This is a genomic window from Sulfitobacter sp. SK012 (assembly GCF_003352085.1).
GTDB lineage: Bacteria > Pseudomonadota > Alphaproteobacteria > Rhodobacterales > Rhodobacteraceae > Sulfitobacter.
Genome location: NZ_CP025804.1, coordinates 3,962,614 through 3,988,306, shown reverse-complemented (window position 1 = coordinate 3,988,306; position 25,693 = coordinate 3,962,614). Strand labels below are relative to the sequence as shown.

The window sequence follows — 25,693 nt, the reverse complement described above, 5'->3', positions numbered from 1 at the left end:
TTGAAAAATGGCTATAGATGACAAATCATCCCTTCTAGAACTTCAGTATATTGCGCGCGGGGCATGACCCAATTGAACGCCAAGGAATTGCCGGACTTGGCAAAGGTCAGGGGCGACTTTTTCGGGACGTTGCGCACGAGCAGTGAGCAGATCGCGCGACATGCTTTGCTGGCATGGGACGGCGATAATGTCGAAGGGATCAACGTCAATTTGAAAGCGGCACAAGATACCCTGCATAGGATCGTTGGGGCTGCCAACCGTGTTGGGTTGCATCAACTTGGGCACACCGCCCGCCAATGCGAGCAGGCAATCATCGGACATCTTTCTGGTCCTGATATTGATCTCGCGATTTGTCCTGGTGAGTTGATTGTCGAACTGGACATGTTTGTTCAAGCAAGCAACGACATTTTACAGCACGACGCCTAAGGCACCTTCTTGGGTCAAGTTATTCGGCGGTGGACGTACGGCTTATTTATTTAGCAAATTCCGGAAAATCAGCGACTAAATGGCGGCACTCGTGGGCATAGCTTGGCCGCAAGGGGTATTTGCATTTGACCTTTTTGAGGTTTCATACTTTGACCCCAGCGAGGAAAGCGGCCAAGTTGGTTTGACTGCGTTTGAAGGGCCCGACCATGACATTGATTATTGCTGACGTTGGCGGCACGAACACGCGCATGGCGATGGTGCCGCATGACACCAAGCAGATGGAAACTGTGCGGCATTTCGACAATGCAAAATACGCGACGTTTTACGATGTTCTTGGCGAATACCTTGCTGATGCAGGCGACCCCAAAGTACGCGCGTGCAGCGTCGCGATGGCTGGGCCAGTTTTGTCGGGGCAGGGGGCGCTGACAAACCGCGATTGGATGATTTCGGTAGAGGGACTCAAGTCAGCGGCACAATGCGGTCGCGCCGTTTTGATAAACGACCTTTCTGCGCTGGGCTACGCTTTGGGCAATCTGCCTGAGGGGGGCACCGATCCGATAATGACGCCCGAAACCGATGCTGCAAAGAATGGCCAGTCCTTGGTTGTCGGTCTGGGCACCGGGTTCAACGTATGTCCCGTTCGGGTCATGCCGTCGGGTGCGTCCTGTTGTCTTGAGGTTGAGGCAGGTCATACCGAATTGCCCCGTGCAGTCATCGCGCCGCTGGAGGCGCAGATCGGGAACAGCGTAGTGGCTTTTCCCACCGTCGAAGACCTTTTTTCAGGTCGAGGTCTTGGCAAACTTTATGACATCGTCTCCGGCCACGAAGGAAGTTCCGGCAAAGATGTCGTGACCGCGTATCGGGATGAAGCTGATCCCCATGCGCGGCAAGTTCTAACTCTCTACGCCCAGCTTTTGCGCCGTCTGTGCGCCGAATTGGCGCTGCAATACATGCCACGTGATGGCATTTATTTGGCGGGTAGCGTTGCGCGCGGGGTTCTTTCTCCGGAATTTCTGCCACATCTGACTGCTCCGACCGGTGCACAGAAACGTTTTGGGGATCCGCTGGGAAACATGCCTATGTCACTGATCCTAGAAGACGCAGCTGCACTTCATGGCTGCATCGCCGCAGAGGAAATGCTGGGCGGGTGATTAATTTTTAGGCAACTGCCTGAATTATAGCGCGAATGCTTGGCTAACAAGCGAAAGAGACTCATCATCTACTGCGGCGCGTGATGAAATCAGGCGCATGAACCAACATGCGCCGTTACAGACCACATATGATCCGCACTCGGCCCAACCGCGTGCCAAAGGTGCTGCACGCGTGGCGGTTATTGCGGATGCCAAGGGCGTAACGCGCCTGCGTGATCTGCGGCAATCTGGTTGTCTCAAACTGGTATTCCCCAAGACGTTCCGTCCCGATGCTGAAGCCGTTTTGGTCAATACCTCCGGCGGCATAACCGGGGGCGACCGTCTTGATCTGACGGTTGAGGTAACCGACGGCGCTGCGCTAACTGTCTCCACTCAAGCGGCCGAGCGGATTTACCGCGCGCAACCCGGTGAAGAAGGCCGTGTGCGGAACATGCTGTCCGTTGGGCCAAACGCCAAACTGTCTTGGTTGCCCCAAGAAACGATCTTGTTTGATCACGCTGCCCTGCGCCGCAAGCTGAGCATTACATTGGACCCAACGGCAGAGTTGGTGTTGGCGGAAACCCTCGTCTTTGGTCGGACGGCCATGGGTGAAATCGTGCGCAATCTGTCATTGAGGGACCGCGTTTCGATCACGCGCGAGGGCGCGCCGCTCTACCTCGATGACATTTCTCTGCAGGGCGATGCTGCGGCTCATCTTGCCAGGCCCGCGACCGCAGGAGGCGCAGGCGCGATTTGCAGCCTTGTTTGCGTTTCGCCATCGGTCGCCACCCTTTTGCCACGCCTGCGCAGTGTTTTGCCTCGCACTGCCGGGGCCAGCATGATTGCCCCTGATACAGCCGTGATGCGGATCCTTGCCCCTGACAGTTTTGTCCTGCGGCAAAGTTTGATCCCAGTGCTGAACCTGCTGACCAACAACACATTGCCCCCCTGCTGGAGACTGTAATCGATGCAACTTACCCCGCGTGAAAAGGACAAGCTACTGATCGCCATGGCTGCCGAAATTGCGCGCAAACGACTGGCACGTGGCGTCAAGCTGAACCACCCAGAAGCAATCGCGCTGATCACTGATACGGTCGTTGAAGGTGCCCGCGATGGCCGGTCTGTCGCTGATATGATGGAGGCGGGAGGCCATGTGGTGACCCGTGATCAATGCATGGACGGCATCGCCGAGATGATCCCCGAAGTACAGGTCGAGGCGACCTTTCCAGATGGGACAAAGCTTGTCACCGTCCACAATCCAATCCGCTAGGAGCCGCCCATGATCCCCGGAGAAATCATTCCCGCCGACGGCACGTTAACCCTTAACGAAGGGGCCAAAGCGCAAACCTTGATGGTCGCCAATACTGGCGACCGCCCTGTGCAGGTTGGCAGCCACTACCACTTCGCCGAAACAAATCCCGCGCTCGATTTTGATAGAGATGCGGCACATGGCTGTCGTTTGGATATCGCTGCTGGAACCGCTGTGCGGTTTGAACCCGGACAGCGTCGTGAGGTGCAGCTGATCCCGATTGGTGGCGCGCGTAAGGTGTTCGGGTTTAATGGTAAGGTGATGGGCCCACTTGCGCTCGCAGCAGGGCTTTTGCTTTCGACGTTTTTCGCGCCGGGTGCACAAGCGCAAAGCGCTTTAGAATGCGTTAGCCCACAGACACAGCAGCTTATGAATGCCTGTGCCGCGCGGGACTACGACATGTCCGACATCGCGCTGAATGCTGCTTGGGGTCCTGCCAAGAGTTACGCCGACAGCATCAAGCAAGGTGCGGCCCTGCTCAAGGCACAACGTGCTTGGTTGGCCTACCGCGATGCGGCGTGCGAAGTGCAGGCGAGCCCCTATCAAGGCGGCTCGATACAGCCGTTGATCCACCTCGTTTGCCTAAGCGAACTGACTGAGCAGCGTACCGCAATGCTCAACGAATTCCGGAGCAACTGACATGCCGACGCAAATTCCCCGCGCTCAATATGCAGCGATGTATGGCCCTACAACGGGCGATAAAGTCCGCCTGGCCGACACCGATCTGATTATCGAGGTTGAGCGAGACCTGACCACCTACGGCGAAGAGGTCAAATTCGGTGGCGGTAAAGTGATCCGTGATGGGATGGGGCAATCGCAGGTAAGCCGCGCCGGTGGAGCGGTCGATACTGTCATCACGAATGCGCTGATTGTGGATCATTCGGGCATCTATAAAGCCGACGTCGCACTCAAAGACGGGCTGATCCATGCCATTGGCAAGGCCGGCAATCCCGATACCCAAATTGGTGTCGACATCATCATCGGGCCAGGCACGGAAATCATCGCAGGCGAGGGGCGCATCCTGACGGCGGGCGGGGTGGACAGCCACATTCATTTCATCGCCCCGCAACAGATGGAAGACGCGCTGCACTCCGGGGTCACCACGTGTTTCGGCGGCGGCACGGGCCCTGCGCATGGCACACTGGCGACCACATGCACGCCTGGGCCTTGGCATATCGGACGGATGCTGCAGGCGTTCGATGGGATTGCGATGAACGTTGGCTTTGCAGGCAAAGGCAACGCCAGCCAACCGCAAGCGCTAGAAGAAATGGTGCGGGGTGGTGCCTGTGCGCTCAAGCTTCACGAGGATTGGGGCACAACACCTGCCGCCATCGATTGCTGTCTGACTGTCGCTGATGCGATGGATGTCCAAGTTATGATCCACACCGATACACTCAATGAGTCCGGCTTTGTTGAGCATACGGTGGGGGCCATGAAAGGCCGCACGATCCATGCCTTTCACACCGAAGGCGCAGGAGGTGGTCACGCACCCGACATAATCAAAATATGTGGCGAGGAATATGTGATCCCGTCGTCAACCAACCCGACGCGGCCCTTTACGGTCAACACGCTCGAAGAGCATCTGGACATGTTGATGGTGTGCCACCACCTCGACAAATCAATCCCCGAAGACATCGCCTTTGCCGAAAGCCGCATCCGGCGCGAAACGATCGCTGCCGAGGATATATTGCATGACATCGGTGCGTTTTCGATTATCGCGTCCGACAGTCAAGCTATGGGCCGCGTAGGCGAGGTGGTAATCCGCACATGGCAGACCGCAGATAAGATGCGCAAGCAACGCGGGCGTTTGCCAGAAGAAACCGGCGAAAACGATAATTTCCGGGTGCGCCGCTACGTCGCGAAATACACCATCAACCCGGCGATCGCTCAAGGAGTTGGCCATGTGTTGGGCTCGGTTGAGCCAGGCAAAAGGGCCGATCTGGTGTTGTGGAACCCGGCATTCTTTGGCGTCAAAACTGAGATGGTGCTGATGGGCGGCACCATCATTGTTGCCCAAATGGGTGATCCCAACGCGTCGATCCCCACACCACAACCTGTCTATAGCCGACCCATGTTTGGAGCCTTTGGCCGATCCTTGGAACGCTCTTGCGTCACGTTTGTGTCGCAGGCTGCTCAGTCGTCCGGCATTGGGGCGGAGCTTGGATTGGCGCGCGATACCATCGCCGTGAAAAACACCCGCACCATTGGGAAAAAGGACATGATCCTCAACGACGCCTTGCCAGTGATGGAGGTCAATCCAGAAACCTACGAGGTCCGCGCTGATGGCGAATTACTTACCTGTGAGCCTGCAGAAACCCTGCCCATGGCCCAACGCTATTTCATGTTCTGAGGGATATTTATGAACACACCCATTGCCCAAACGCACCACCGAAATGGCCATTGGTCCGGTCCTGCGCAGACTTGCACGCTGGATTATGCTGCCCGATTCTTGCGCCGCAAACGCCTGGAAACAACACAGGGTCAGGCTTTCATCGTGGACCTTGCTCAGACGACGTCACTAGATGACGGCGATGCGCTGGAACTTGAGGATGGTGCGCGCATTGAAATCCGCGCTGCAGATGAAGAACTGTTGTCTGTGACGGGGCGCGACCTTGTCCGGTTGGCCTGGCACATTGGCAACCGGCACACGCCCTGTCAGATCGCGCAGGGTCATCTACTGATCCAGAACGATCCGGTAATCGCGCATATGCTGGAACATCTTGGCGCGGAATTAGCCCCCGTCACAGCGCCCTTTACGCCAGAAGGTGGGGCATATGGCATGGGCCGAACGCACAGCCACGATCACGGGGCAACGGCGCATTCGCATGCCTGACACAGCCCTTTTGACCCTGACGCAATGGTTTTCGCCCAGCTTTCCGCTGGGGGCTTTCGCCTATTCGCATGGGCTTGAAACAGTGATCCAAAACGAAACGATCCGCACGGCCAGCGATCTGCAGGAATGGCTCGAGGATGTGATGGCGCATGGCACGGGGCGCAATGATGCAATCTTGCTGCGTGCGGCGTATCGATGCGAAGACCTCACATCTGTGCAGTCCGTTGATGCCCATGCCCGCGCCTTTGCAGCGAGCGCTGAACGGCTAATTGAGACACTGGATCAAGGCAGCGCCTTTGCCCGAACCACTGCCGCACTTTGGGATACCGATGCGACACCCTTAACCCTTCCCTTGGCCGCCGGTTTTGCGGCGCGACAGCTGGATCTGCCGCTCGATCTGACCGTCACACTTTATCTTCAGAGCTTTGCAAGCAACCTCGTTTCTACCGCCGTGCGCCTTGTTCCGTTGGGTCAGACCGAAGGGCAAGCGGTACTGTCTGCCCTCGCGCCCCTGTGCCACGTTATTGCGCGCGAAACTGCAGACACATCCCTCGAAGATCTCTCCAGTACTGCATTCCTCAGCGATATTGCAGCGATGCAGCACGAAACTCTCAGCCACAGGATATTTCGCACATGAGCACCATGAATGGCCCACTGCGCATCGGCATTGGCGGTCCCGTCGGCGCAGGTAAAACCACGCTAACCGCTGCCATCGCCCGCGCCTTACACCCGAAGCTTTCGCTGGGCGTGATCACCAACGATATCTACACCCAAGAGGATGCCGAAGCACTGATGCGGATGCAGATACTGCCCCAAGATCGCGTGATCGGGGTGGAAACCGGCGGCTGTCCGCACACCGCGATCCGTGAGGATGCGTCCATCAACCTCGCCGCCATCGCGCGTATGCGAGACCGCCACGCTGACCTTGATCTGGTGTTGATTGAGAGTGGCGGCGACAACCTGTCAGCGACCTTTAGCCCCGAATTGGCCGATTTAACAATCTATGTGATCGACGTTGCCGCAGGAGAAGAAATCCCGCGTAAGGGGGGGCCTGCGATCACGAAATCCGATCTGCTGGTCATCAACAAGACCGACCTTGCACCGCATGTCGGTGCTTCTTTGGAAGTGATGAATCGCGATGCCAAAAAGATGCGCGGGGCGCGCCCGTTCGTATTTTCCGCTTTGCGCCATGGTGATGGTGTCGATGCGATTGTGGACTACATCTTGCGCGAAGGCGGGCTGGAAGCGCAGATGACGACCGTCAAGCAAGCTAGCTAACGGCTAAGTATCACGCCATTTAATCGAACAGCCAATGCTCGCTGTCTGATCCGCGGGTCCGTGTTTTGTTGCCGCGATTTGGCGCATGGCATCCAGCAGTTCAGCCTTGCGCGTGTCTGATGTCTCGCGCCCTGCATTGTCCAACCGTCCGCGATATTGCAGCTCAAAATTGGCATTGAAACCAAAGAAGTCTGGCGTGCAAACAGCTCCATATGCCTTTGCCACTGATTGATCTTCGTCGATCAGATACGGGAAAGGGAAACCATGGCGATCGGAAAATTTCACCATGTTTTCAGGATTGTCTGAGGGTACATGCGCATAGTCATTGGACATGACTGCAACGACGCCGACCCCCTCAGCCATTAGACTTGCCGCATCGCTCGACAGCTTGTCGGCAATGGCCTGAACGTAAGGGCAATGATTGCAGATAAAGGCGATCAACAGGCCGTTTTCGCCCATCAACCCGACTAAATCATGACGTGCACCCTGCGGGGTCGCCAGATCAAAAGCTGGTGCTTTCCAACCAAAGTCGCAGACAGGGGTATCAAGAAGCATCGGCTTTTCCTTTGTAGTTTTGGCCTAAGTCCCGCCATCGCCGAACGCCGCATGCACTTGGCTGGACTAATCCTACGTTTCGAAATCGACATGGATATGGTTGCCGTCTGGATCCCATACGTTGAAGGCCACAAGCTTCATCTTGGGCTGGTCTGAACGACGATACTTTTCGCCAGAGGCGTTCAGGCGATCCTCAAAGCCTGTGGCCCCTTCGGCCCGGAATGCGAAATGCTCAAGCTTCAGCGGCACCTCGGATCCGGTGCCTGCGTCCTCTTCGACATCCATCAGATGCACGACTGCTTGATCCCCGGCGAACAGCCACGCGCCGGGAAACGGAAAATCAGGCCGCTCGCCAATGCGCAGACCCAGAATATCCGTGTACCACGTGACCATTTTGTCCAGTTGTGTCGTGCGGAGGTTGACGTGATCGAGCTTGGTTATCTGCATGGAAGGTCTGCCTATTCTACTTATGTCAAAAACGTCTTCGCTTTTCGGAAAGCTCAAACAAGGACGTTCCCGCCCAACGGGTAGCGCGCGATTTCACCGAACATACCATTCTCATTTTGCCCCACCAGCGTAAGGCTGTCGATACGCACAGGGTCAGACAGATAGGGTGCGAAATGCGCCGCTGCGAGATCGCGCGCGACCTCAGGCTGTTCAGTCCAACCCGTCAGGGTCATGTGAAACCTAAACTGATCCAGCACGTAAGGGTAACCCCAGTCGCGCAGGTGTTGATCCTGTTCTGGAGAAAGCGATTTTTTGCGCCGCTTAGCCAACTCTTGTTCTAAAGGCGGCGCACGGAAATTATCCAACCGGGTCACAACCTCAGCTGCAAGCTGGGCCAAACCCGTCTGATCTCCGCACGGTGTCAATGTCACGATGCGGCCCAGGCAGGTGACTTCGAGCCCCTCTAACATGACAGGCGACAGCGTTTGGCTCAAGGCGGATATGGCTGCCTCAAGCGCCACCGCATCGGTGCCATTTCTTAGGAAGAACGGCGGTTTGATCGTGCCGTGCAGGCCGTATTTACGCGGGGTCCGTGTCAGTTTGGCCAAATCCAGATCACCGACCATTGCGTGATCCACAGCCACGCTGCGCGCCACATCCCAGCCCATCCAGGCCGCGCCAACCTCTGCAAAAGCACCTTGAGGCGTATAGTAGATAGCGTAGCGTTCAAACATGCCCGTGCCCCTCGTGCGGTCACCTTGGTTTTCACGAATTTAGTTGGCGATGCAAGGTGCAGGAGTAACCAGGAGCGCAAGCAGCTATCGTCCTCATCTCAGAAGACTAGCAGAGCGGCCGAGGATCAATCACTGATTAGAGGGCCTTCAGCGCAGCGTAGGCCGCCCTGTAGCGAGCGTAGCCATCTTGCATCGCGCCGCTGAGAGCTGCATCTGGTGCAACCGTCTGTGCCAACGGAGGTTGCGTCGCGATCTCGATACCAGCGCCCGTCGCGGCCATCATTCCGAGGCGCGCGGCACCGAGGGACGCTCCGAAATCACCGTCTTTTGGCACGTCAAGCTGGATACCCAGTGTGCTTGCCAGCATCGACAGCCAATGTGCAGATTTTGCACCGCCACCTAATGCTAGGGCGCTGCCAATTTTTGTACCAGTTGCGGCGAGGGCCGCCTGATTGTCGGCAAAAGCAAAGCTGACACCTTGCAAGACTGCGCGCGTCGCTGCGCGGGCATCAGTTGCGTGATCGAGGTGCAGAAATTGGCCGCGGATGGATGCATCATTATGAGGGGTTCGTTCGCCGCCTAAGTAGGGCAGAAAAAGCGTACGCGAAGGGGCTTCAACGGGTCCAAGATCGGACGTTAGCGCCGCTGCAGATTGCCCTGTCAGGCGTGACAGCCATTCAAGCGCATCACTGGCGGCAAGGATCACTCCCATCTGGTGCCATGTTCCCGGCACTGCGTGGCAAAACGTATGCACGGCGGAGGCGGGATCAGGTCGGTAGCCGTCGTTGGCAGCGAACAGAACACCTGAGGTCCCAAGCGACAAAAACGCCGTGCCATCCTGCACCACGCCCGCCCCGATGGCCGCCGCGGCATTGTCGCCTGCGCCGCCTGCTATAATCATCTGTGGCAACCCCAAATCGGCGGCTAAAGATGCGCGCAATTTGCCAGAGGGCGCAGAGCCTTCGACCAAGGTTGGCATCTGACTGCGCGAAAGGTGGCACTCGTTTAAGAGCGCGTCGGACCAATCCCGTGCGGCTGTATCGAGCCAAGCTGTGCCAGCAGCGTCAGACATTTCCGATGCATATTCGCCAGTCAGAAACAGGCGGAGGTAGTCTTTGGGCAGCAAGATATGGGCCGTCTTCGCAAAAATCTCTGGTTCGTGCCTGCGCACCCATTCGACTTTTGGGGCAGTGAAACCGGGAAAAACGATGTTGCCGGTGATCTCGCGAAAGCGTGGATCAGCGTCCATCGCGGCGGCCTCAGCGTGGCTGCGGGTGTCATTCCACAACATGCAAGGGCGCAGCGGGACACCATCTGCATCCACAAGGGTCGCGCCGTGCATGTGCCCGGCCAATCCAATGCCCGCAACGCCGCTACAGTCCGCTTTTGCCGCAAGTGCGCGCAACGCCGTTACAGCAGCATCGCACCAGCTTTGAGGGTCTTGTTCAGACCAGCCATCGTGCAACCGCTCGACACTCAGCGGCACGGTGTGCTCAGCTAACACCTGTTGGGCGTCGTTGATCAAAATGGCCTTGAGTGACGACGTGCCTAGATCAAGACCAATAAAACTCATGCCGCGGCCTTTGGGTTTTTGCCGAGGATAATCATCGACAAGATGTCATCCTCGGTGACGTCCTCCACCCGCTCTGATCCCACCATCTGGCCATTCTTCATCACGGCGATACGGTCGCATAATTCCATCATTTCACGGGTGTCGTGACTGATCAGGAAAATACCCAAACCCTGTTTCTTCAGCTCTTTGATCAGCTCTGCCACCATCGCGGTTTCATGCACCCCCAGGGCCGCTGTCGGTTCATCCATGATCAGGATTTTGGCATTAAAATAGACGGCACGTGCAATGGCAACGGATTGCCGTTGCCCGCCTGATAAAGCCGAAACAGGTTCTTTGAGCTTTTTGAAGTTTGGGTTGAGGCGCGCCATGATTTTGCGGGTCTCCGCTTCCATCCGCCCATCATCGACAAAACCAAGTCCGGTCGTCAATTCTCGCCCCAGAAACAGATTGCTTGCAGCATCCAAGTTGTCAGCCAAGGCAAGTGTTTGATAGATCGTCTCGATATTCTGATCGCGGGCATCGCGGGGGGAGTTGATCTCCACCTTGTTGCCGTTGATGAAGATCTCTCCGCTGTCCATTTTGTAAGCGCCAGAGAGCATCTTGATGAGCGTTGATTTACCCGCCCCGTTATGGCCAAGCAATCCGACAACCTCGCCGGGTTCCAAAGTAATGCTGACGTTATCTACCGCCTGCACACCGCCAAAAGCGATCGAGACGTCTTTCATTTCAACCAAAGGTGCTGTCATTTACTTGGCTCCTAAACGCTTGCGGTAGATGATGTCGACCCAGACGGCAAAGACCAAGACGGCGCCCACAACAATGTTTTGATAGGGCGCATCGACGTTGACCATCGCCATGCCCGATTGCAGTGATTGCATGATCAACGCGCCAATGATTGCGCCGTAGATCGTGCCAATACCGCCTGATAATGCCGTGCCACCAATTACAGCAGCCGCGATAACGCGCAGCTCATCCAGCGTGCCAATGTCATTGGTGTGATAGGTCTGGCGAGCCGAGGCAACAATCGCGCCGATGGCGCAAAGCAGACCCATGATGGCAAAAATCTTGACGGTCAGGAGCCGCGTGTTCACGCCGGTCAATTCGGTCGCATCAGGGTTCCCGCCGGTTGCAAAAATATAGCGCCCCAGCCGTGTTCGCTGTGCCACGACCGTCATTGTGATCGCGACGACCAACAACACGAGCACCGAGATAGGTAAGCCATAGCTCGCCGCACAAACTTCTGCACTTTCGCAGCCATATTCTGCAAAGTCGCGCGCAACGACGCGTTCGGGCACATTGTAGGCGTTTAGGACTGCAACAAAGCCCAAGATCGCGATCATCAGTATTGCGCCAATGGTGACTTCTGCCGCGACAGGTTTTACCGGAAAACCGTGCCCGACACGTGTGCGCCGGGCATTAATCAAAAGCCACGCTGCAGTGGCCGCAGCGATCAGTCCAACGATCCAGCTCCATGCTGCGCCAAGGGTTCCGTTGATCCCACCAAAGAGTTGAAATGTCGGATCGAGTGGCCCGATCGTTGCGCCATCAGTCATAAACCAGCCGACGTTGCGCCAAATCAACAGCCCGCCAAGCGTGACAATAAAGGCAGGGATCAGTTGGTAACCCACCAACCAGCCCTGAGCAGCGCCAATCGCGGCACCCGTAATCAAACCAGCAAGGATCGCAATCCAGGGAATCATCGGGTGGCCCAGCGGAAGGCCGAGCACGTCGGGCAAAAACGCTGTTTGGGTCATCGCCATAACTGCCGAACAGGTCGCCAACAGCGCGCCAACGGACAAATCGATGTGCCGCATGACAATGATAAAGACCATGCCCGTGGCCATGATCCCCACCGATGCGGTCTGAATTGTGAGGTTGAAAATGTTGCGGGGCGTCAGGAACGTCCCTTCCGTGAACATGCCCAACGAAAAGCCCGCGTTATTATAACCGGTATAAAGATGAAATCCGGCTGCGATCACAAAGAATGCGCCGATCATGCCCAGCAGGCGGGTATCTAGCTCAAGAGACTTGAGAAATGATTTGGAGCGCGGTGGCGCAGTTTGGGTTGCGTCAGACATCAGAAGTCTCCGGTCTCGGGGAAGTTGGGGTGCGGCAAAGTGCATGCAAAAGCCGGTCTGGCCGTCGTTGACCTATGGCGAACTATCACATGTCTTTGAGAAAAAGAGGAAGAATGCCGGCCCGCTGCAGGTGCATCAGGCCGGCACTGATAGAGGCTGAGGCTTAGTTACAAGGAGCAGGACCCGCGGTCACACCCTGGCAAAGCGCTTCTTTGGTGATCCAGCCTGCGTCAACCACAGCCGACAGGTTGTCAGCGGTGACGGGCACAGGAGCCAAGAAGATGGCGGTCAATTCTGTGCCGGCAGGCGACGTCCATGACTGGTGATTGGTAACGGCCATCATGTCGCCGTCGCTGCTGGCCAGCTCAACTGCGATCTCGCCCGCGGCTTTGCCCAGTTCACGTGCATCTTTCCACACGGAAACAGTTTGTGTGCCAAGTGCGACGCGGTTCAGTGCAGCGTGGTCGCCATCTTGTCCGGAAACCGGGATGCCTTCCATGCCTTGGGCCGTAAGCGCAGCAACAACACCGCCTGCAGTGCCGTCGTTAGACGCAACAACCGCATCAACGCCGTTGTCGTTCGCGGTCAGGATCTGTTCCATGTTGCGCTGAGCGTTGGCAGGAAGCCAGCCATCGGTATAGGCCTCGTCCACGATGGTGATTGCACCGCTGTCGATCGCCGCCTGCAAGATCTCTTGCTGACCGCCGCGCAGGAAGTCTGCGTTTGGATCGGTCGGTGAGCCTTTGATCATAACATAGCGACCTTCGGGCTGTGCTGCGAATACGGCGCGCGCTTGCATCCGGCCAACTTCGACGTTGTCGAATGTCAAATAGAACGCGCGGCTGTCTTCGATCAGGCGGTCATAGCCTACAACAGGGATACCCTCAGCTGCGGCGGCGTCGATTGCGGGACCAATGGCCGCGCTGTCTTGTGCCAGAATGATCAGCGCATCAACGCCCTGAGCGATCAGGCTTTCAACATCAGAAAGCTGCTTTGCCGAAGACGATTGCGCGTCAGCAGAGACATAAGTTGCACCGGCGGCTTCAAGCGCGCCTTTGATGGCAGCCTCATCGGTCTTCCAGCGCTCTTCCTGGAAATTCGACCAGCTCACACCAACAGTCACACCGTGACCATCTGCGAATGCCATGTTACCAAATCCGGCGACCGCAACAGCGGCGGCGATTACATATTTTTGCATTTTTATCCTCCCAAGAACTGCCGCATTTTTTTATCAAGCGCGGCTGAGTCGTTTGACCCTGACTTAGATTGCCCTATTTTTTTCAGTTGTCAAAATAAAAACTTGCCATGCGGCCATAGTTTCGCTGTATCATGAGCGGTGACGGGCGCTGAGGGATTGTTTTGTCATGCGATTCCCACCAATCAGCGCGATTATTTTCGAAGGCTAAAGTATTTGGATGATGCAGCTTCATATACCGGCACGGCCCTAAACACTGAAGGTTGTGGTCCGCTTTTGCCCGGCGAGCGGGGAACGGCCAAGCCGTTGCGGCAGCAGATTTTCGAATATGTTCGAGCAAACGGGCAGGCTGCGCGGTCTGATATGACGCGTGCGCTTGATATCAGTCCGGGCTCGGCGACCACGCTGACGGCGGAAATGATCTCTAGCGGTCTTTTGCGCGAAGTCGCGGGTCTTGCCCGTGAGCAGGGCCGTGGCAGGCCTCCCGTGGCGCTAGAAGTAGTGCCGGACCAGACCTATGTGATCGGTATTAAGCTCTCGCACAAAAGCCATTCCGCTGTGGTAACAGATTTTGCGGGCAATATGATCGCTGATGCCTCGGTGGACACGGTCCACACCCGGCGCAGTCTGTCCCAGCTGATGGACGAGATCGCCGAATTGATTGATAAGGTGTTGATCCAAAGTGGTAAGTCGCCCGCTGACATCAAAGCCGTTGGCATTGGGTTGCCTGGAATTGTTGATCATCAATCTGGCGTAGTGCCATGGTCGTCACTGCTGAGTGAGCGGGACCAAGATCTGGCTGCTGCTTTTGCAGCGCGGTTTGAGATGCCGGTCTACCTTGATAATGACGCCAACATGCTGACCTTGGCTGAGCTGTGGTTTGGTGCAGGCCGCGTCATGACAGATTTCGCCGTCGTCACGGTCGAACATGGTGTGGGGATGGGGCTGGTGTTGAACAACCGTCTTTACCGAGGGGCGCGGGGCATGGGGCTGGAACTGGGGCATTCGAAGGTGCAGTTGGACGGTGCCTTGTGCAAATGCGGACAGCGCGGTTGCCTTGAGGCCTACCTTGCCGATTACGCGCTGACCCGCGAAGCCGGGACAGCGTTGGATCAGACATATGGTGGAGACCAGAACGAAAGCGATGTTCTGGAAACCCTCTTTCAGCAGGCGAAATTGGGGAATACTTCGGCCCAGATGATTTTTCGCCGCGCCGGTCGATATCTGGCGTTGGGACTATCCAATATAGTGCAGCTCTTTGATCCCGGTTTGATCATCTTGTCTGGCGAGCGGATGAAATATGACTACCTTTATGCCGACGAAATGTTGACTGAAATGCAATCCCTGACCCTGTCCCAAGGCCGCGCGCCGTGCGAAATCGCGATCCACGCTTGGGGGGATCTGGTCTGGGCGCGGGGGGCCACAGCGTTGGCGCTGTCGTCTCTGACGGACCAAATGTTCAGCAAGTCGGATTTGGCGCTGTGAGGATCGGCATTGCGCTGGCATGTGTGCTAGCAACCCCTGCGGTTGCGGACCCCATGTTTCAAGACATCTCGGATCATTTGCCGCGTCACGTCTATAGTGGTGGGTGGGAACATTTTGTCGGCGGAGGCCTCGCGATTTTCGATTGCGACGGGAATGCTTTACCGGATATTTTTGCCGCTGGTGGCAAGAACCCGGCCAGCATGCTGCGCAACGGGGGCGATATGCAATTCACCGCTGCCCCCTTGCTGGACATCCAAGGGGCGACCGGGGCCTATCCGCTGGACATGGATGCTGATGGCATCATGGATTTGTTTGTCTTGCGGGTTGGGGCCAACCAGCTGTTGAAAGGTGGGGCCAATTGCAGCTTTACCGATGCGACAGCCAAGTGGGGCATCCCGACCCAAGATAAATGGAGCACGGCATTTTCCGCGTGGTGGCAAGACGACTTAAATGGCCCTGTTTTGGCCATTGGCAACTACGTTGATCGCACTGACGTCGATGGTCCGTTCGAGGCATGTGATGACAATGCGATCCTTTGGCCCGGGGCAGGCGGTTATCGCTTTGAGACCCTTGCGCCAGGGTTTTGCCCTCTGTCTATGTTGGCGGCTCAGGATGCGCGCGGGCGTACGACGCTGCGGATATCGAACGACCGGCACTACTATATCTCAGGTGGCTACGAGCAAATGTGGGATGTCTCTGAACGTCGGTTTTTGACCGAGGATGACGGCTGGAAAAACGTGTCACTCTGGGGCATGGGCATCGCCAGCCGCGACTTAACCGGCGATGGGCTTGACGAAGTGATGTTGACCTCAATGGGCGACCAATTGCTGCAGATCGCACAGGCAGATGGGACGTATGCCAATGCACCCTACGAAATCGGCACTTACGCCCAACGCCCCCATATCGGGGATGATGGACGCCCCTCGACCGGCTGGCACGCCGAGTTTGGCGACATTGATAATGATGGCCGTGCCGACTTGTTTATCGCCAAAGGCAACGTTGATCAGATGCCAGGAATGGCAACGCGCGACCCCAACAACCTTCTGATGCAAAATCCAGATGGCCACTTTGTTGAAGCCTCGGTGGGGGCAGGCGTCGCATCGGTCAAAAGGTCGCGTGGTGCGGGGCTTGCGGATTTCGATGCGGATGGGCGGCTTGATTTGGTGGTGCTGAACCGTCGCGCGCCGCTTGAGCTTTATCGAAATGTAACTGCGGATAGTGGCAATTGGGTGCGGATCTCGCTTCGGCAACCCGGCAGTAACCGCGACGCAATCGGTGGCGTGATTGCAGTCACGACAGGCGAATCGACACAGACAATGCAGCATACCATCGGCGGGGGTCATGCAGGTGGCCAGCTTTTGCCAAGGCACTTCGGTTTGGGAGAAGCAACGCAGGCTGAGGTAAAGGTGCATTGGCCCAACGGCTTCAGCTCGATCCATCAGGCCAAAGCGGGTGAGACCCTGATAATCACCCGGCCCTAATTTGGATTAGGAATGCGCAGCCCGCTTGGAACTGCGTCGGGAACGCCTAGTCGTCCCGTAATGCTGATCGGATCGGTCATGCTGTCTAAAAACGCAAGGATGGCTTTGACGTCGCTGTCGCTTAGGCCAACGGGTTTCACCTCCACTGCCGCAGCAATCTGCGCGGCCTGCTCTGGGTCTGACATAACTGCAAAATCATCGGTCTCAAATGGCGGCAAGATCGCCTGCCACGCTTCATACCGTTTCAGCCCAGCCGCGGGGTCTGCGTGGTCCATGATAAACCGCCCCAAATCTTGGTGACTTCCCGCATGCCCATAAGGACCGGTCAGTGCAACATTGCGCAGCGACGGCGTGCGAAATGCATACAAGTCCGCGCGTTTTCCAGTCACCCGAAACCGCCCCTCATCGCGCTGATGGTCTTCAAAACTCGCGGCTTTGCCGGGCCCAATCTGCGGTGCGCCCATGGCGTGGAAATCGTGATCCGTCAAATAGGCGCCTGCGTGGCAGGTCGAACACCCTGCGCCTCCGTAAAACAGCATCATCCCGGTTTGAGCCGCACCCTCCAACTGTGCTTCATCGCGCAAGACCGCATCAAAAGGTGCAGTGTCAGAGCGCCATTCATGAGCCATAAACACCGCGATCGCGTTGGAAATATCGGTGAATGCGATCTCCTCTGGCCCGCCGATATGATCATAAACGTCTTGGAATTGAACCGCATAGGCTGGGAGGCCTGCAACCCGTTTTGCCAGTTGATCCCACGCGCCAGCGCCGCCGGCAATCAACCCTTGGCGGACCGCGCGGGCGACACCGTTTTCGGAGTGGGAGCCTGCCATCTCATCGCGACTGAGCACAGGAAACATCGTCTGAGCGGACAAAAGCGATGCAAAGCCAACAACCATGTCTTCGTCCATCGGCGTGCGCAACCCACCGGGCCGAGACGGGTCAACCTGCAAGCGACCATCATGAAAAAGTACGGTGAACTCGCGTGCGCCTAGGTTAAAAAGCGCAGGGGCATTGCGGGGGATACGTTCTTCGGGTGGATTGTTCGGATCGGCCCGCCGGGCAGGGCCCAGACCAATGCCGCCATCCCCAAAGCCAAGTGATACCCCATCGGCCGTTCCAAGACTGGGGTGGTGGCAGGTCGCACAGGCGACCTCCCGGTTGCCAGAAAGAATCGGATCGTAGAACAACAACTGGCCCAACTGTGCTTCGGCCAGGTTGTTTTCAAAATAGTCGCCGTCCACGATCGGGTTGGGCAGGGTTTGGGCGGTGGCCATCGTGCCGTGCAAGCCAAGGGCGATTAGCATCAGTTTAGATTTCATTTACGTTGCCCTTGAAGATGATTTGCGCTGCTAAGATGACGGTCATCTGCAGCGCAGACAAGAGTAGGTCGTGCGGCAGGGCGGAAAATCAATTTGCAAAGCCGCGGGTCGTTTTGGTTTGATGCGCGTGTGCTTAATCACGCGGTGGCTGTGTGGTCGCGTAAATCCTTCAGAGCGTCCGCTGCAATTTCAAAGGACCTCAACCGTGCTGGATGGTCATGGATCATACCTGTCACCAACAACTCGTCTGGTTGGTATCTGTCGATAATGGTTTGCAACTGCTGTTTGACCGTTTGTGCAGACCCAGTGGCAGAGCACGACAAAGCCTGATTCACCTGCGCGAGCACCGGCGCAGGAATCTGTGCCGCCAGATCATGGGTCGGGCGCGGTAGCTTGCCGGGATTACCGGTCCGCAACTTTGCAAAGCCCAAAATTTGCGAAGACCTGAGGTATTCGGCTTCTTCATCGGTGTCTGCGGCGCAAACCCCAGCCGCCATCATAACATGCGGTTGGCTCAGCGATTGCGACGGCCTGAAGGTTTTGCGGTAGATATCCAACGCCTCTTGCAGCATCGCAGGAGCGAAATGTGATGCAAAGGCGTAGGGTAGGCCCAGCATCGCCGCGAGTTGCGCGCCATAAAGGCTGGAGCCGAGTATCCAGACGGGCACCTGCGTGCCTGCGCCGGGGATCGCACGTACCGGCGCGCCGTCTTGGGCCTCAGAAAAATAGCCGATCAGTTCCTGCACATCTTGCGGAAAACTATCATCGGGTGCCATGTGCCGTCGCAAGGCGCGGGCGGTTGCCATATCGGTTCCGGGTGCACGGCCCAGCCCCAAATCGATCCGATCAGGAAAGAGCGTTGCGAGTGTCCCGAACTGTTCAGCCACAACAAGCGGCGCGTGGTTGGGGAGCATAATGCCGCCCGCACCAATCCGCATGGTTTTGGTCGCGGCCGCCACCTGTCCGATTACCACTGCCGTTGCTGCGCTGGCGATGCCGGGCATGTTGTGATGCTCAGCCAGCCAATAGCGGTGGTAGCCGGCGCACTCCGCCGCACGCGCGAGGTCGACAGTATTGGCGAGTGCATCGGCGGCAGTCTGACCATCGGCAATCGGTGAAAGATCAAGCAGAGAGAAGTGTTTCATTGGAAAATCCAGTGCTTTCTATCTGTATTTTAGGGACCCAAACCGAAGCTCGCTGAGCTGAATATGGATGCTTTGGTAGGACGTAAACAGTGAAATCATCGTCCTTCGGTGGGTTTCGGTGCGGCAAGAACCTACTTCAAAAGAGAGATCAGTTCCGGCACATAGCGGTTGCCTTCGCCCTTTGCCTCTGTGTCCGCATAAACGCCCGCCACTGCAAATGAGACGTTTCCGGCCATCTCCAGATAATCGGACATCGCCTGATAATAGCTAATATCTTTGGCTGCATTGGACAGTGAAAACGCCAAACCAGACGGATCACCATCAGTCAGAAAAGGCGTGAAACGGTCCAGCACCACGCTGCGCCCGCCACCGTTTTGCAAGACGTCCAAAAGCGCCAAAGGATCAATGCCGGCTTTGTCTGCTGTGGCCGCTGCTTCCGACAGGACGGCGGAAAACCCAAGTGAAACGTAATTGTGGATCAACTTCATGGTGTGACCCGCGCCAACCCCGCCCACATAGGTGACGTTTTCCGCGTAGGTCTCAAACAGGGGCAGTTGCGCATCAAACAACGCCTTGTCGCCGCCCACAATCAGGTTCAACCGCCCCTCAGCGGCTTCTTTAGGCGTACGGGTCATGGGGGCGTCCAGAAAATGCCCGCCAGCGGCCTCGATCTGTTTTGCGATCTCAAGAGTTGAGTTGGGAATGGCGGTTGAGCAATCGATAACCACCGTCCCAGGCGAAATTCCGGCCAGCACACCGCCCTCGCAGTTTAACACATCTTCGACCTGCGGCGTGCCTGTGACGCAGATGATAATAACGTCGCAGAGTTTTGCAATATCGGCACCTGTGCCTATCGCGCGTGCACCAAGTGTCGTCAGATCATCAGTCGGCTGGTTGCCGGGATGGTCCAGAAACGAAACCTCGCGTCCGGATTTAGCGATGTTCATGGCAATGCCGTGACCCATGAGGCCGACGCCGATGATACCAACTTTTTCCATGCCCAATTCCCTCTGTTACAGATCGCTAAGAGTGCCACAGTTTATTGCTTTGATCACCTGCCACTTTGAAAGCGGGTTTGATCGTTTCCGCGGGCTAGGCATCGCCCAGACACAAGGATTTGGCTGGACACGGCTAGCTTTTCCAAACTTCGTGGAGCGTTATTCTTTGTCGCCAAGGGCCTTGGTTTGCTTTCGTTGGGCAAGATAGGAGAGCGGCAGTGACAAAAAATAAAGCGTGTTTCCTGCGATCAGGGTGGGCCATGGATAAACCATCAAGGATACAACCAGAACAACCGAAGCGACGATGACCAGCGGCAATGTCGAGCGTTTGATCGACATGTGTTTGATGGAAAAGGTAGGCACCGTGCTGATGGCGAGAAAGCCGACACAAATCACGTAGATCGCGCGGAAAAACGGAAGATTCGTTTCCTGCCAGCCGTAGAGATGCATAAAGACCGGCATCAGCGCCAAACAGGCAAGCGCAGGTGCGGGAACGCCAACAAAGAAGTCGTCCTTCCTGAGCGAGACCTCAGAGCTTTTTACCGACAGGTTGAACCGGGCAAGGCGCAACGCGCAGCAGACTGCCAGCACAAGCGCTGCAAGCCAGCCTAAATTCGCATGCTCGGTTCCAAGATAGAGCGTGTTGTAGATCAAGATACCGGGCGCAATTCCAAAGTTGAAAAAATCCGCCAGCGTATCAAGTTCAGCGCCGAACGGGCTGGCAGTATCCAAAAAGCGTGCCAATTTTCCGTCTGCTGCATCCAAGAATACCGCAAGCAAGATAAAGTAAAGCGCGGTTTCAATATGCCCCTCAAGGCTCATTCTAACCGACGTCATACCCGCGCAGATCGCAAAAACGGTGACCATGCTTGGGACGATGTGGCGCAGCTTGATGCGGGAAGGCGTATTCATTCAGCAATGCCGCCGCGCTGTGTGTTTGGGTTGGCAAGGTCGGCCAAAATCGTCTCGCCTGCGACGGCGGTTTGCCCAACTGACACAAGCGGGGCCACGCCTTTGGGCAGGTAGATATCTAGACGGCTGCCAAAACGGATCAGGCCAAACCGATGTCCAACCTCAATAGCGTCGCCTTCACTGACAAAACAGACGATCCGCCGCGCCACGAGCCCTGCAATCTGCACAACGCCAATCCGAACGCCATCTGGAGATTCGATTGTTAGGCTATTGCGCTCATTATGTTCGCTCGCCTTGTCCAAAGACGCGTTGAGGAATTTGCCGTGGCTGTAAACAATATGTGTCACATTGCCCGCGATCGGAGCGCGGTTCACGTGGCAATTAAAGACGTTCATGAAGACGGAAACCCGCTTTACGGGGTCGTCGCCCAATCCTAGATCTTTGGGTGGCACAACATCTTCGACCAAGGACACAATGCCATCTGCAGGTGATACAACGAGGCCTTCCTGTTGGGGTACAATCCGAACGGGGTCACGAAAGAAGTAATAACACCAGACTGTTACGCCTGCACCAAGCCAAAAGAGCGGCTCCCAGACCAACGCGAGACACAAAGCAATCACTGCAAAGATCGCAACGAACTTCCGGCCTTCTTTGTGCATCGGGACGGCAACGATTTTGAGCATGTTCATGGAAGTTCTTTCAAGAAAAGGCAAAGTACCGGGTTGTAACCGCACTCAGAAAGCCGGCAATGGCGCGCAATAGGTGCGATTTTTATCCGCGTCCTTGGGTTTGTTGCGTCGCGGGCAAACTCTTCCCAGTTTGGTGCCGGAGGGTCAATGATGCATTCTGTTTTTGGGTTTCAGGCTTTGTGGAATGCAGATGTTAAATGACGGTGAAAATGGTCCGACAAAAGCGTGTCACGTTCCGTTTTGAGCGAGTGTTTTGCCTGATTGTCTTAATGGGCATAGGGATGATTGCTCAAACCTCAGGCGAGTAGATGCGGTAAGGTTTTGGGTGATGGTCAAGCAGCCCAAACACCAATCCTAACTTAGGTATTGATACATAACCAAGTAGACGCGACAGCGGCTTCCGTCTGGGATGCAGGGCGTATATTGGGCTAGACGTTCCGTTTGTGGGCCGTGGTCCAGACGCCACTTTTTTCCCCGCCGCCCGGCGTGATGCCAAATTAATCCTCAGTTGAGTAGTGCCGCATTCAATCGCCGGTAATATCATCCGGCAGAAGCCTTGAAACAAGCCCAACCAAAAGCGCGATACTCACCCCGAAACTGAGCAATCCACTCACTGCGCTGAACGTTGAAAATAAGCGAATACTGGGGCCCAAAACGATGTCGCCATATCCCAGCGTCGTATAGGTTACTGCAGAAAAATACAGCGCTTCTTGCATTTCAACAAAGGCACCCAAGGCAAGCCAAACAGCCGCCCAAAGCCAGATCTGGAAACCGTGCGACGCAAGGATCGCGGCAATCATCATGCCAACAAGCAGTATTTCCTTGAACTTCTTTTTGGTAATCCAAGAATGCTGCGCGGTGCTCTTCAAGAGGGGCAAGCAAGCGAACAGCGCTAAGATGTGCAGAATGCAGCTGGCTCCAAGTAAAACCGTGCCTAACGCGACCTGGTAAAAAAGATTCATTGGAAGGGACCCTTTTCTTCGAGCATCAGACGTCTTTGTAAACGTCTATTCGAAAACAAAACTTGGACACTGCCATGCGCTTTGTGACAGCCGCCGTCATTCATCGTTTTGCGGGAAACGCAGGCTTTGCGCAAGACTTTGTACACCAAGTCCAGCGTCGAGCCAGAGCTCTTAGAGCACGTGTGGCTTTCCCCGCGCGAGCCGTGAGTTGGGTCAGAAGTCAGGTACGGCAATGGCCTCAGCGCATCTTGGCGGATTGCGCCAGTTTCAACGCCATATCTTTTGAAAACAGGGACTCGACGGCGATACGGAAATGCACATTTTTCCCCATCGCTTCCAGCAAACGGTGCCTGTCCCACACCACAGCTTTTGAGCCAGCGCGGCTGTGGACGGTCGCGGTTGCTTCGAAGCCACCAATGATGGAAACCTCGCCGATGAAGACTGTGGGCCCAGTGGTAAATTTATAGTCGTTCTTGCAGACGTCGACTTCACCCTCAAGAACGTAAAAAACGTGATCTGGCACAACGCCCAACTCGGTTAATATTTCGGGTCCGTCAAAGGTTTTGATTTCGGCCGTTTTCATTAACTGTCGAAACGCACCTGGCTCGATGTCGCCGATTGTCTCGTAGATTGAGAGGTGGGCCTTAGAAATTGAAAAGGTCGAGCGATTGGCAAGGGTGCGGAGAAATCCGTATATCGACGTTGTCCCAATACATGCAGTGCCAAAGATCGCGGGCCAAAGCGGATCGTCCGCTGCAACGAAATAATACAACAGGTAAAGTGACGTTCCCAACAGCAGAAAAAGCCTCAGAGTTAGCTGGTTGGAAAAGATATAAGCTATGGTTTGAAGAGCCGCAGCCGCCACCACGATAATGCCGGGTGAGGTCAAGAAATCGGCAGCCGTTTCAACCCACATTCAAGAACCCAAACCACAAATTTGCAAAACGTGTTGAAATCGCTGGCAGGAAAAACAACGTCGCGCAAGATGTTTCTCGTTCTGATTGAAGCGCTGGATGTACAAAATACACCGAAATCTTTGAGTGTTGCTGCTGTTTGACACTGAAGGTTTCGCTGGGATTGGTGTGAATTTCCGAGAGAGTATCAAGGTAAATACAGCCACAGATTTCGAAGGCCCGGTTCAAAAGCTGAGCCTCAGGGTTCGTGTGCAGTCATAACATATCAAGATCTTGTAGATGCATCATTTGGCCGCTCTGAATGAAAAATGCTCTTGCGGCTAACCATGATCGGTTGCGGTATGACTCTGTCAGATAACGAGCAGCATAGTTGGGTTGCTTAAGCGAAACTCTGCAAGACGCCCACACATATCATCTGAGAAGCACGCTGTGCCCAACTCAATATGGCAAGGCCGCCCGTATCGCCAATCGAGGAGTTAACAAACCCCAGTTCAGACATCTCGGGCGGGAAAGCACGCCGCAAGTGCCGGAACACCGGCATCCGTCAAACCGGGATTATAGCTGGCACTGAACGACCGTAAAGTTGGACCAGGCCCCATTGCCGTTTGGCGCAACGCATCAGCCAACCTGTCCGCGGCCTCTAGGCAAACAGGGCTGGCGATTGCCTTTAGGGCATCGATCAATATGTTCATGAGAGGTGGTCTCCTGCCTTCAAGATATCCTGCGGCCGGAAGTGGCGCAACGCAATATGGCTGTGCTTTCCGACCAAAGATTGCAGAGGTTAACCAAGAACAGAATTGACGGCACGCAACGTTGCCGCAACCACGGTGTCAGCCTCGTCTTTGCTTAGACAAAATGGCGGGGCAAATCCAAGGATGTCACCTTGGGGCATCGCCCGTGCAATTACGCTGTCTTGCTCCAGCAATTTTGCTGAGACCTGCGGGCCGATCTTGTCCGCCGCATCAAAGAAAGTCCGATTGTCCTTATCTTGCACAAATTCCACCGCGCAAAGCATGCCCTCGCCGCGGATGTCCCCAACATGGGGATGATCAGTCAATGCCTCGGCCATGGTTTTATTAAGATACGCGCCGACGTTCCCTGCGTTTTCAACCAGATTAAGGTCTTCAATCAGCTTGAGGTTGGCGACCCCGGCGGCAGCACCGATGGGATGCGCGGAATAGGTCCAGCCATGGCCAATGGGGCCGTTTTCATCGGTACCTTGCTCCAGCACCTTCCAAACTTTGTCCGAAATGATTGAGCCAGACAGTGGTGCGTAGGCAGAAGTTAATCCCTTGGCGATGGTGATAATATCGGCCTCAAACCCATAGTGATCAGCCCCGAACATGGAGCCCAAACGCCCAAAGCCGGTTACAACTTCGTCTGCGATCAACAAGATGTCATGCCTGTTGAGGACCGCTTGGATGGCAGGCCAATATCCGGCGGGGGGCGGCACAATGCCACCAGTGCCCAAGAGTGGTTCGCCGATGAACGCAGCAATTGTATCCGCTCCTTCATGGGCGATCTGGGCTTCGAGGTCGGACACGCAATGGGCTACAAACTGCGCTTCACTTTGCTCTAAATTCTTGCGGCGGTAGTAGTAGGGAGCCTCTGTGTGGAGTACCCCGGCGAGCGGCAGGTCGAATTTTTTGTGAAACAACTCAAGACCGGTCAGCGATCCTGTCATCAGTCCTGATCCGTGATATCCACGCCAGCGCGAAATGATCTTTTTCTTCTCTGGGCGTCCCAGGATATTGTTGTAATACCAAATCAATTTGATGTTGGTTTCGTTCGCATCAGACCCGCCAAGGCCAAAGTAAACCTTGGACATATTGGCCGGCGCGCGGTCGAGGATCATTTTGGACAGCGTGATCGAAGCCTCGGTGCCGTGTCCGACGTAAGAATGATAATAGGCCAGCTCCTTGGCCTGCGCCGCGATCGCATCGGCGATCTCTTGACGGCCGTACCCGGCGTTGACGCAGTAGAGCCCGGCAAAGGCATCCAGAAGCTTGTTGCCGTCTCGATCTTCGATGTGAACGCCGCTGGCGGTCTTGATAATCCGGCTTGGGCTTTCGCCTCGGGCGTGTTGAGCCAGATGTGTCGAGGGATGAAAGAAATTATCGCGGTCCCAACTGTCCAATTGATCGTTCTTGAGCATCTTAACATCCCGTTTTTAGAGGCGTGATTTACAATTTGTGCACAACGACGCATGAATCACTTGCTTTACTGG

27 protein-coding genes and 1 pseudogene are annotated in these 25,693 nt (G+C 55.9%); 12 read left to right on the top strand and 16 right to left on the bottom strand.

The window, feature by feature from the left end:
* Positions 1-63: 63 nt before the first annotated feature.
* The 10 genes and pseudogenes from C1J03_RS19525 (at position 64) to ureG (ending at position 6,976) form a co-directional block, all read left to right on the top strand.
* Positions 64-426: an Hpt domain-containing protein gene (locus C1J03_RS19525; RefSeq protein WP_114888099.1), complete on the top strand. Its 363-nt coding sequence runs from the start codon at positions 64-66 to the stop codon at positions 424-426.
* Between the two features lie 206 nt (positions 427-632).
* Entirely contained in the window at positions 633-1,577 is a 945-nt protein-coding gene (locus C1J03_RS19520) for a glucokinase (RefSeq protein WP_114888098.1), read from the top strand.
* A 97-nt stretch (positions 1,578-1,674) separates the two neighbouring features.
* Positions 1,675-2,520: an urease accessory protein UreD gene (locus C1J03_RS19515; RefSeq protein WP_114888097.1), complete on the top strand. Its 846-nt coding sequence runs from the start codon at positions 1,675-1,677 to the stop codon at positions 2,518-2,520.
* Positions 2,521-2,523: 3 nt separating this feature from the next.
* Positions 2,524-2,826 (top strand): urease subunit gamma, encoded by a 303-nt coding sequence (locus C1J03_RS19510; RefSeq protein WP_114888096.1) that lies wholly within the window; start codon positions 2,524-2,526, stop codon positions 2,824-2,826.
* A gap of 9 nt (positions 2,827-2,835) precedes the next feature.
* Positions 2,836-3,138 (top strand): annotated as a pseudogene (locus C1J03_RS25815) (urease subunit beta); the annotation flags it as partial.
* The gene (locus C1J03_RS25995; protein WP_174234511.1) at positions 3,127-3,504 is read left to right on the top strand and encodes a lysozyme inhibitor LprI family protein; all 378 of its coding nucleotides are present in this window, start codon (positions 3,127-3,129) and stop codon (positions 3,502-3,504) included. The pseudogene C1J03_RS25815 and the gene C1J03_RS25995, both read left to right, overlap by 12 nt.
* Before the next feature lies 1 nt (position 3,505).
* Positions 3,506-5,215: an urease subunit alpha gene (ureC, locus tag C1J03_RS19500; protein ID WP_114888094.1), complete on the top strand. Its 1,710-nt coding sequence runs from the start codon at positions 3,506-3,508 to the stop codon at positions 5,213-5,215.
* A 9-nt stretch (positions 5,216-5,224) separates the two neighbouring features.
* Complete coding sequence (locus C1J03_RS19495; protein WP_114888093.1) at positions 5,225-5,698, top strand: urease accessory protein UreE; 474 nt, start codon at positions 5,225-5,227, stop codon at positions 5,696-5,698.
* Positions 5,640-6,335, top strand: a complete 696-nt coding sequence (locus C1J03_RS19490) for an urease accessory protein UreF (protein ID WP_254694107.1) — start codon at positions 5,640-5,642, stop codon at positions 6,333-6,335. Before C1J03_RS19495 ends, C1J03_RS19490 begins: the two co-directional genes overlap by 59 nt.
* Positions 6,332-6,976 (top strand): urease accessory protein UreG, encoded by a 645-nt coding sequence (gene ureG, locus C1J03_RS19485; protein WP_114888091.1) that lies wholly within the window; start codon positions 6,332-6,334, stop codon positions 6,974-6,976. The genes C1J03_RS19490 and ureG overlap by 4 nt, the downstream gene beginning before the upstream one ends.
* 3 nt (positions 6,977-6,979) lie before the next feature.
* Here ureG and C1J03_RS19480 read toward each other — a convergent pair whose 3' ends face one another.
* The 7 genes from C1J03_RS19480 to xylF form a co-directional block, all read right to left on the bottom strand.
* Positions 6,980-7,531 carry a thioredoxin family protein gene (locus tag C1J03_RS19480; protein ID WP_114888090.1) on the bottom strand — a complete coding sequence of 184 codons (552 nt, stop codon included), beginning with the start codon at positions 7,529-7,531 and terminating at the stop codon, positions 6,980-6,982.
* A gap of 72 nt (positions 7,532-7,603) precedes the next feature.
* Complete coding sequence (locus C1J03_RS19475; RefSeq protein WP_114888089.1) at positions 7,604-7,978, bottom strand: VOC family protein; 375 nt, start codon at positions 7,976-7,978, stop codon at positions 7,604-7,606.
* A gap of 53 nt (positions 7,979-8,031) precedes the next feature.
* Positions 8,032-8,712: a DUF1045 domain-containing protein gene (locus C1J03_RS19470; protein WP_114888088.1), complete on the bottom strand. Its 681-nt coding sequence runs from the start codon at positions 8,710-8,712 to the stop codon at positions 8,032-8,034.
* Positions 8,713-8,848: 136 nt separating this feature from the next.
* Positions 8,849-10,285, bottom strand: a complete 1,437-nt coding sequence (gene xylB, locus C1J03_RS19465; RefSeq protein WP_114888087.1) for a xylulokinase — start codon at positions 10,283-10,285, stop codon at positions 8,849-8,851.
* Positions 10,282-11,031, bottom strand: coding sequence for an ATP-binding cassette domain-containing protein (locus C1J03_RS19460; RefSeq protein ID WP_114888086.1), 750 nt, complete (start codon positions 11,029-11,031; stop codon positions 10,282-10,284). Before C1J03_RS19460 ends, xylB begins: the two co-directional genes overlap by 4 nt.
* The gene (locus tag C1J03_RS19455; protein ID WP_114888085.1) at positions 11,032-12,363 is read right to left on the bottom strand and encodes a sugar ABC transporter permease; all 1,332 of its coding nucleotides are present in this window, start codon (positions 12,361-12,363) and stop codon (positions 11,032-11,034) included.
* A 163-nt stretch (positions 12,364-12,526) separates the two neighbouring features.
* Positions 12,527-13,561, bottom strand: coding sequence for a D-xylose ABC transporter substrate-binding protein (gene xylF, locus C1J03_RS19450; protein ID WP_114888084.1), 1,035 nt, complete (start codon positions 13,559-13,561; stop codon positions 12,527-12,529).
* Between the two features lie 213 nt (positions 13,562-13,774).
* On the opposite strand from xylF, the gene C1J03_RS19445 reads away from it, so the two are divergent.
* Positions 13,775-15,043, top strand: a complete 1,269-nt coding sequence (locus tag C1J03_RS19445) for an ROK family protein (protein ID WP_114889095.1) — start codon at positions 13,775-13,777, stop codon at positions 15,041-15,043.
* A 53-nt stretch (positions 15,044-15,096) separates the two neighbouring features.
* Positions 15,097-16,524 carry a CRTAC1 family protein gene (locus C1J03_RS19440; RefSeq protein ID WP_114889094.1) on the top strand — a complete coding sequence of 476 codons (1,428 nt, stop codon included), beginning with the start codon at positions 15,097-15,099 and terminating at the stop codon, positions 16,522-16,524.
* Here the strand turns inward: C1J03_RS19440 and C1J03_RS19435 are convergent.
* The 9 genes from C1J03_RS19435 to C1J03_RS19390 all read right to left on the bottom strand — a co-directional run bounded on the left by C1J03_RS19435 (position 16,521) and on the right by C1J03_RS19390 (position 25,621).
* The gene (locus C1J03_RS19435) at positions 16,521-17,846 is read right to left on the bottom strand and encodes a cytochrome-c peroxidase (RefSeq protein ID WP_114888083.1); all 1,326 of its coding nucleotides are present in this window, start codon (positions 17,844-17,846) and stop codon (positions 16,521-16,523) included. The two genes, C1J03_RS19440 and C1J03_RS19435, sit on opposite strands and share 4 nt — an antisense overlap.
* A 137-nt stretch (positions 17,847-17,983) precedes the next feature.
* Positions 17,984-18,991 carry an LLM class flavin-dependent oxidoreductase gene (locus C1J03_RS19430; RefSeq protein WP_114888082.1) on the bottom strand — a complete coding sequence of 336 codons (1,008 nt, stop codon included), beginning with the start codon at positions 18,989-18,991 and terminating at the stop codon, positions 17,984-17,986.
* A gap of 131 nt (positions 18,992-19,122) precedes the next feature.
* On the bottom strand, positions 19,123-19,989 hold the full coding sequence (locus C1J03_RS19425) for an NAD(P)-dependent oxidoreductase (RefSeq protein ID WP_114888081.1): 867 nt from the start codon (positions 19,987-19,989) through the stop codon (positions 19,123-19,125).
* A 159-nt stretch (positions 19,990-20,148) separates the two neighbouring features.
* A complete protein-coding gene (locus tag C1J03_RS19420; RefSeq protein WP_114888080.1) occupies positions 20,149-20,901 on the bottom strand; it encodes a CDP-alcohol phosphatidyltransferase family protein in 753 nt (250 codons plus the stop codon).
* Positions 20,898-21,590 carry a phosphatidylserine decarboxylase gene (locus C1J03_RS19415; protein WP_114888079.1) on the bottom strand — a complete coding sequence of 231 codons (693 nt, stop codon included), beginning with the start codon at positions 21,588-21,590 and terminating at the stop codon, positions 20,898-20,900. The genes C1J03_RS19420 and C1J03_RS19415 overlap by 4 nt, the downstream gene beginning before the upstream one ends.
* A gap of 524 nt (positions 21,591-22,114) precedes the next feature.
* On the bottom strand, positions 22,115-22,552 hold the full coding sequence (locus C1J03_RS19410) for a potassium channel family protein (protein ID WP_114888078.1): 438 nt from the start codon (positions 22,550-22,552) through the stop codon (positions 22,115-22,117).
* A gap of 238 nt (positions 22,553-22,790) precedes the next feature.
* Positions 22,791-23,468 carry a cyclic nucleotide-binding domain-containing protein gene (locus C1J03_RS19405; RefSeq protein ID WP_114888077.1) on the bottom strand — a complete coding sequence of 226 codons (678 nt, stop codon included), beginning with the start codon at positions 23,466-23,468 and terminating at the stop codon, positions 22,791-22,793.
* A gap of 489 nt (positions 23,469-23,957) precedes the next feature.
* Positions 23,958-24,158, bottom strand: coding sequence for a hypothetical protein (locus C1J03_RS19395; protein ID WP_114888075.1), 201 nt, complete (start codon positions 24,156-24,158; stop codon positions 23,958-23,960).
* An 89-nt stretch (positions 24,159-24,247) separates the two neighbouring features.
* Positions 24,248-25,621 (bottom strand): aspartate aminotransferase family protein, encoded by a 1,374-nt coding sequence (locus C1J03_RS19390; RefSeq protein ID WP_114888074.1) that lies wholly within the window; start codon positions 25,619-25,621, stop codon positions 24,248-24,250.
* Between the last annotated feature and the right edge of the window lie 72 nt (positions 25,622-25,693).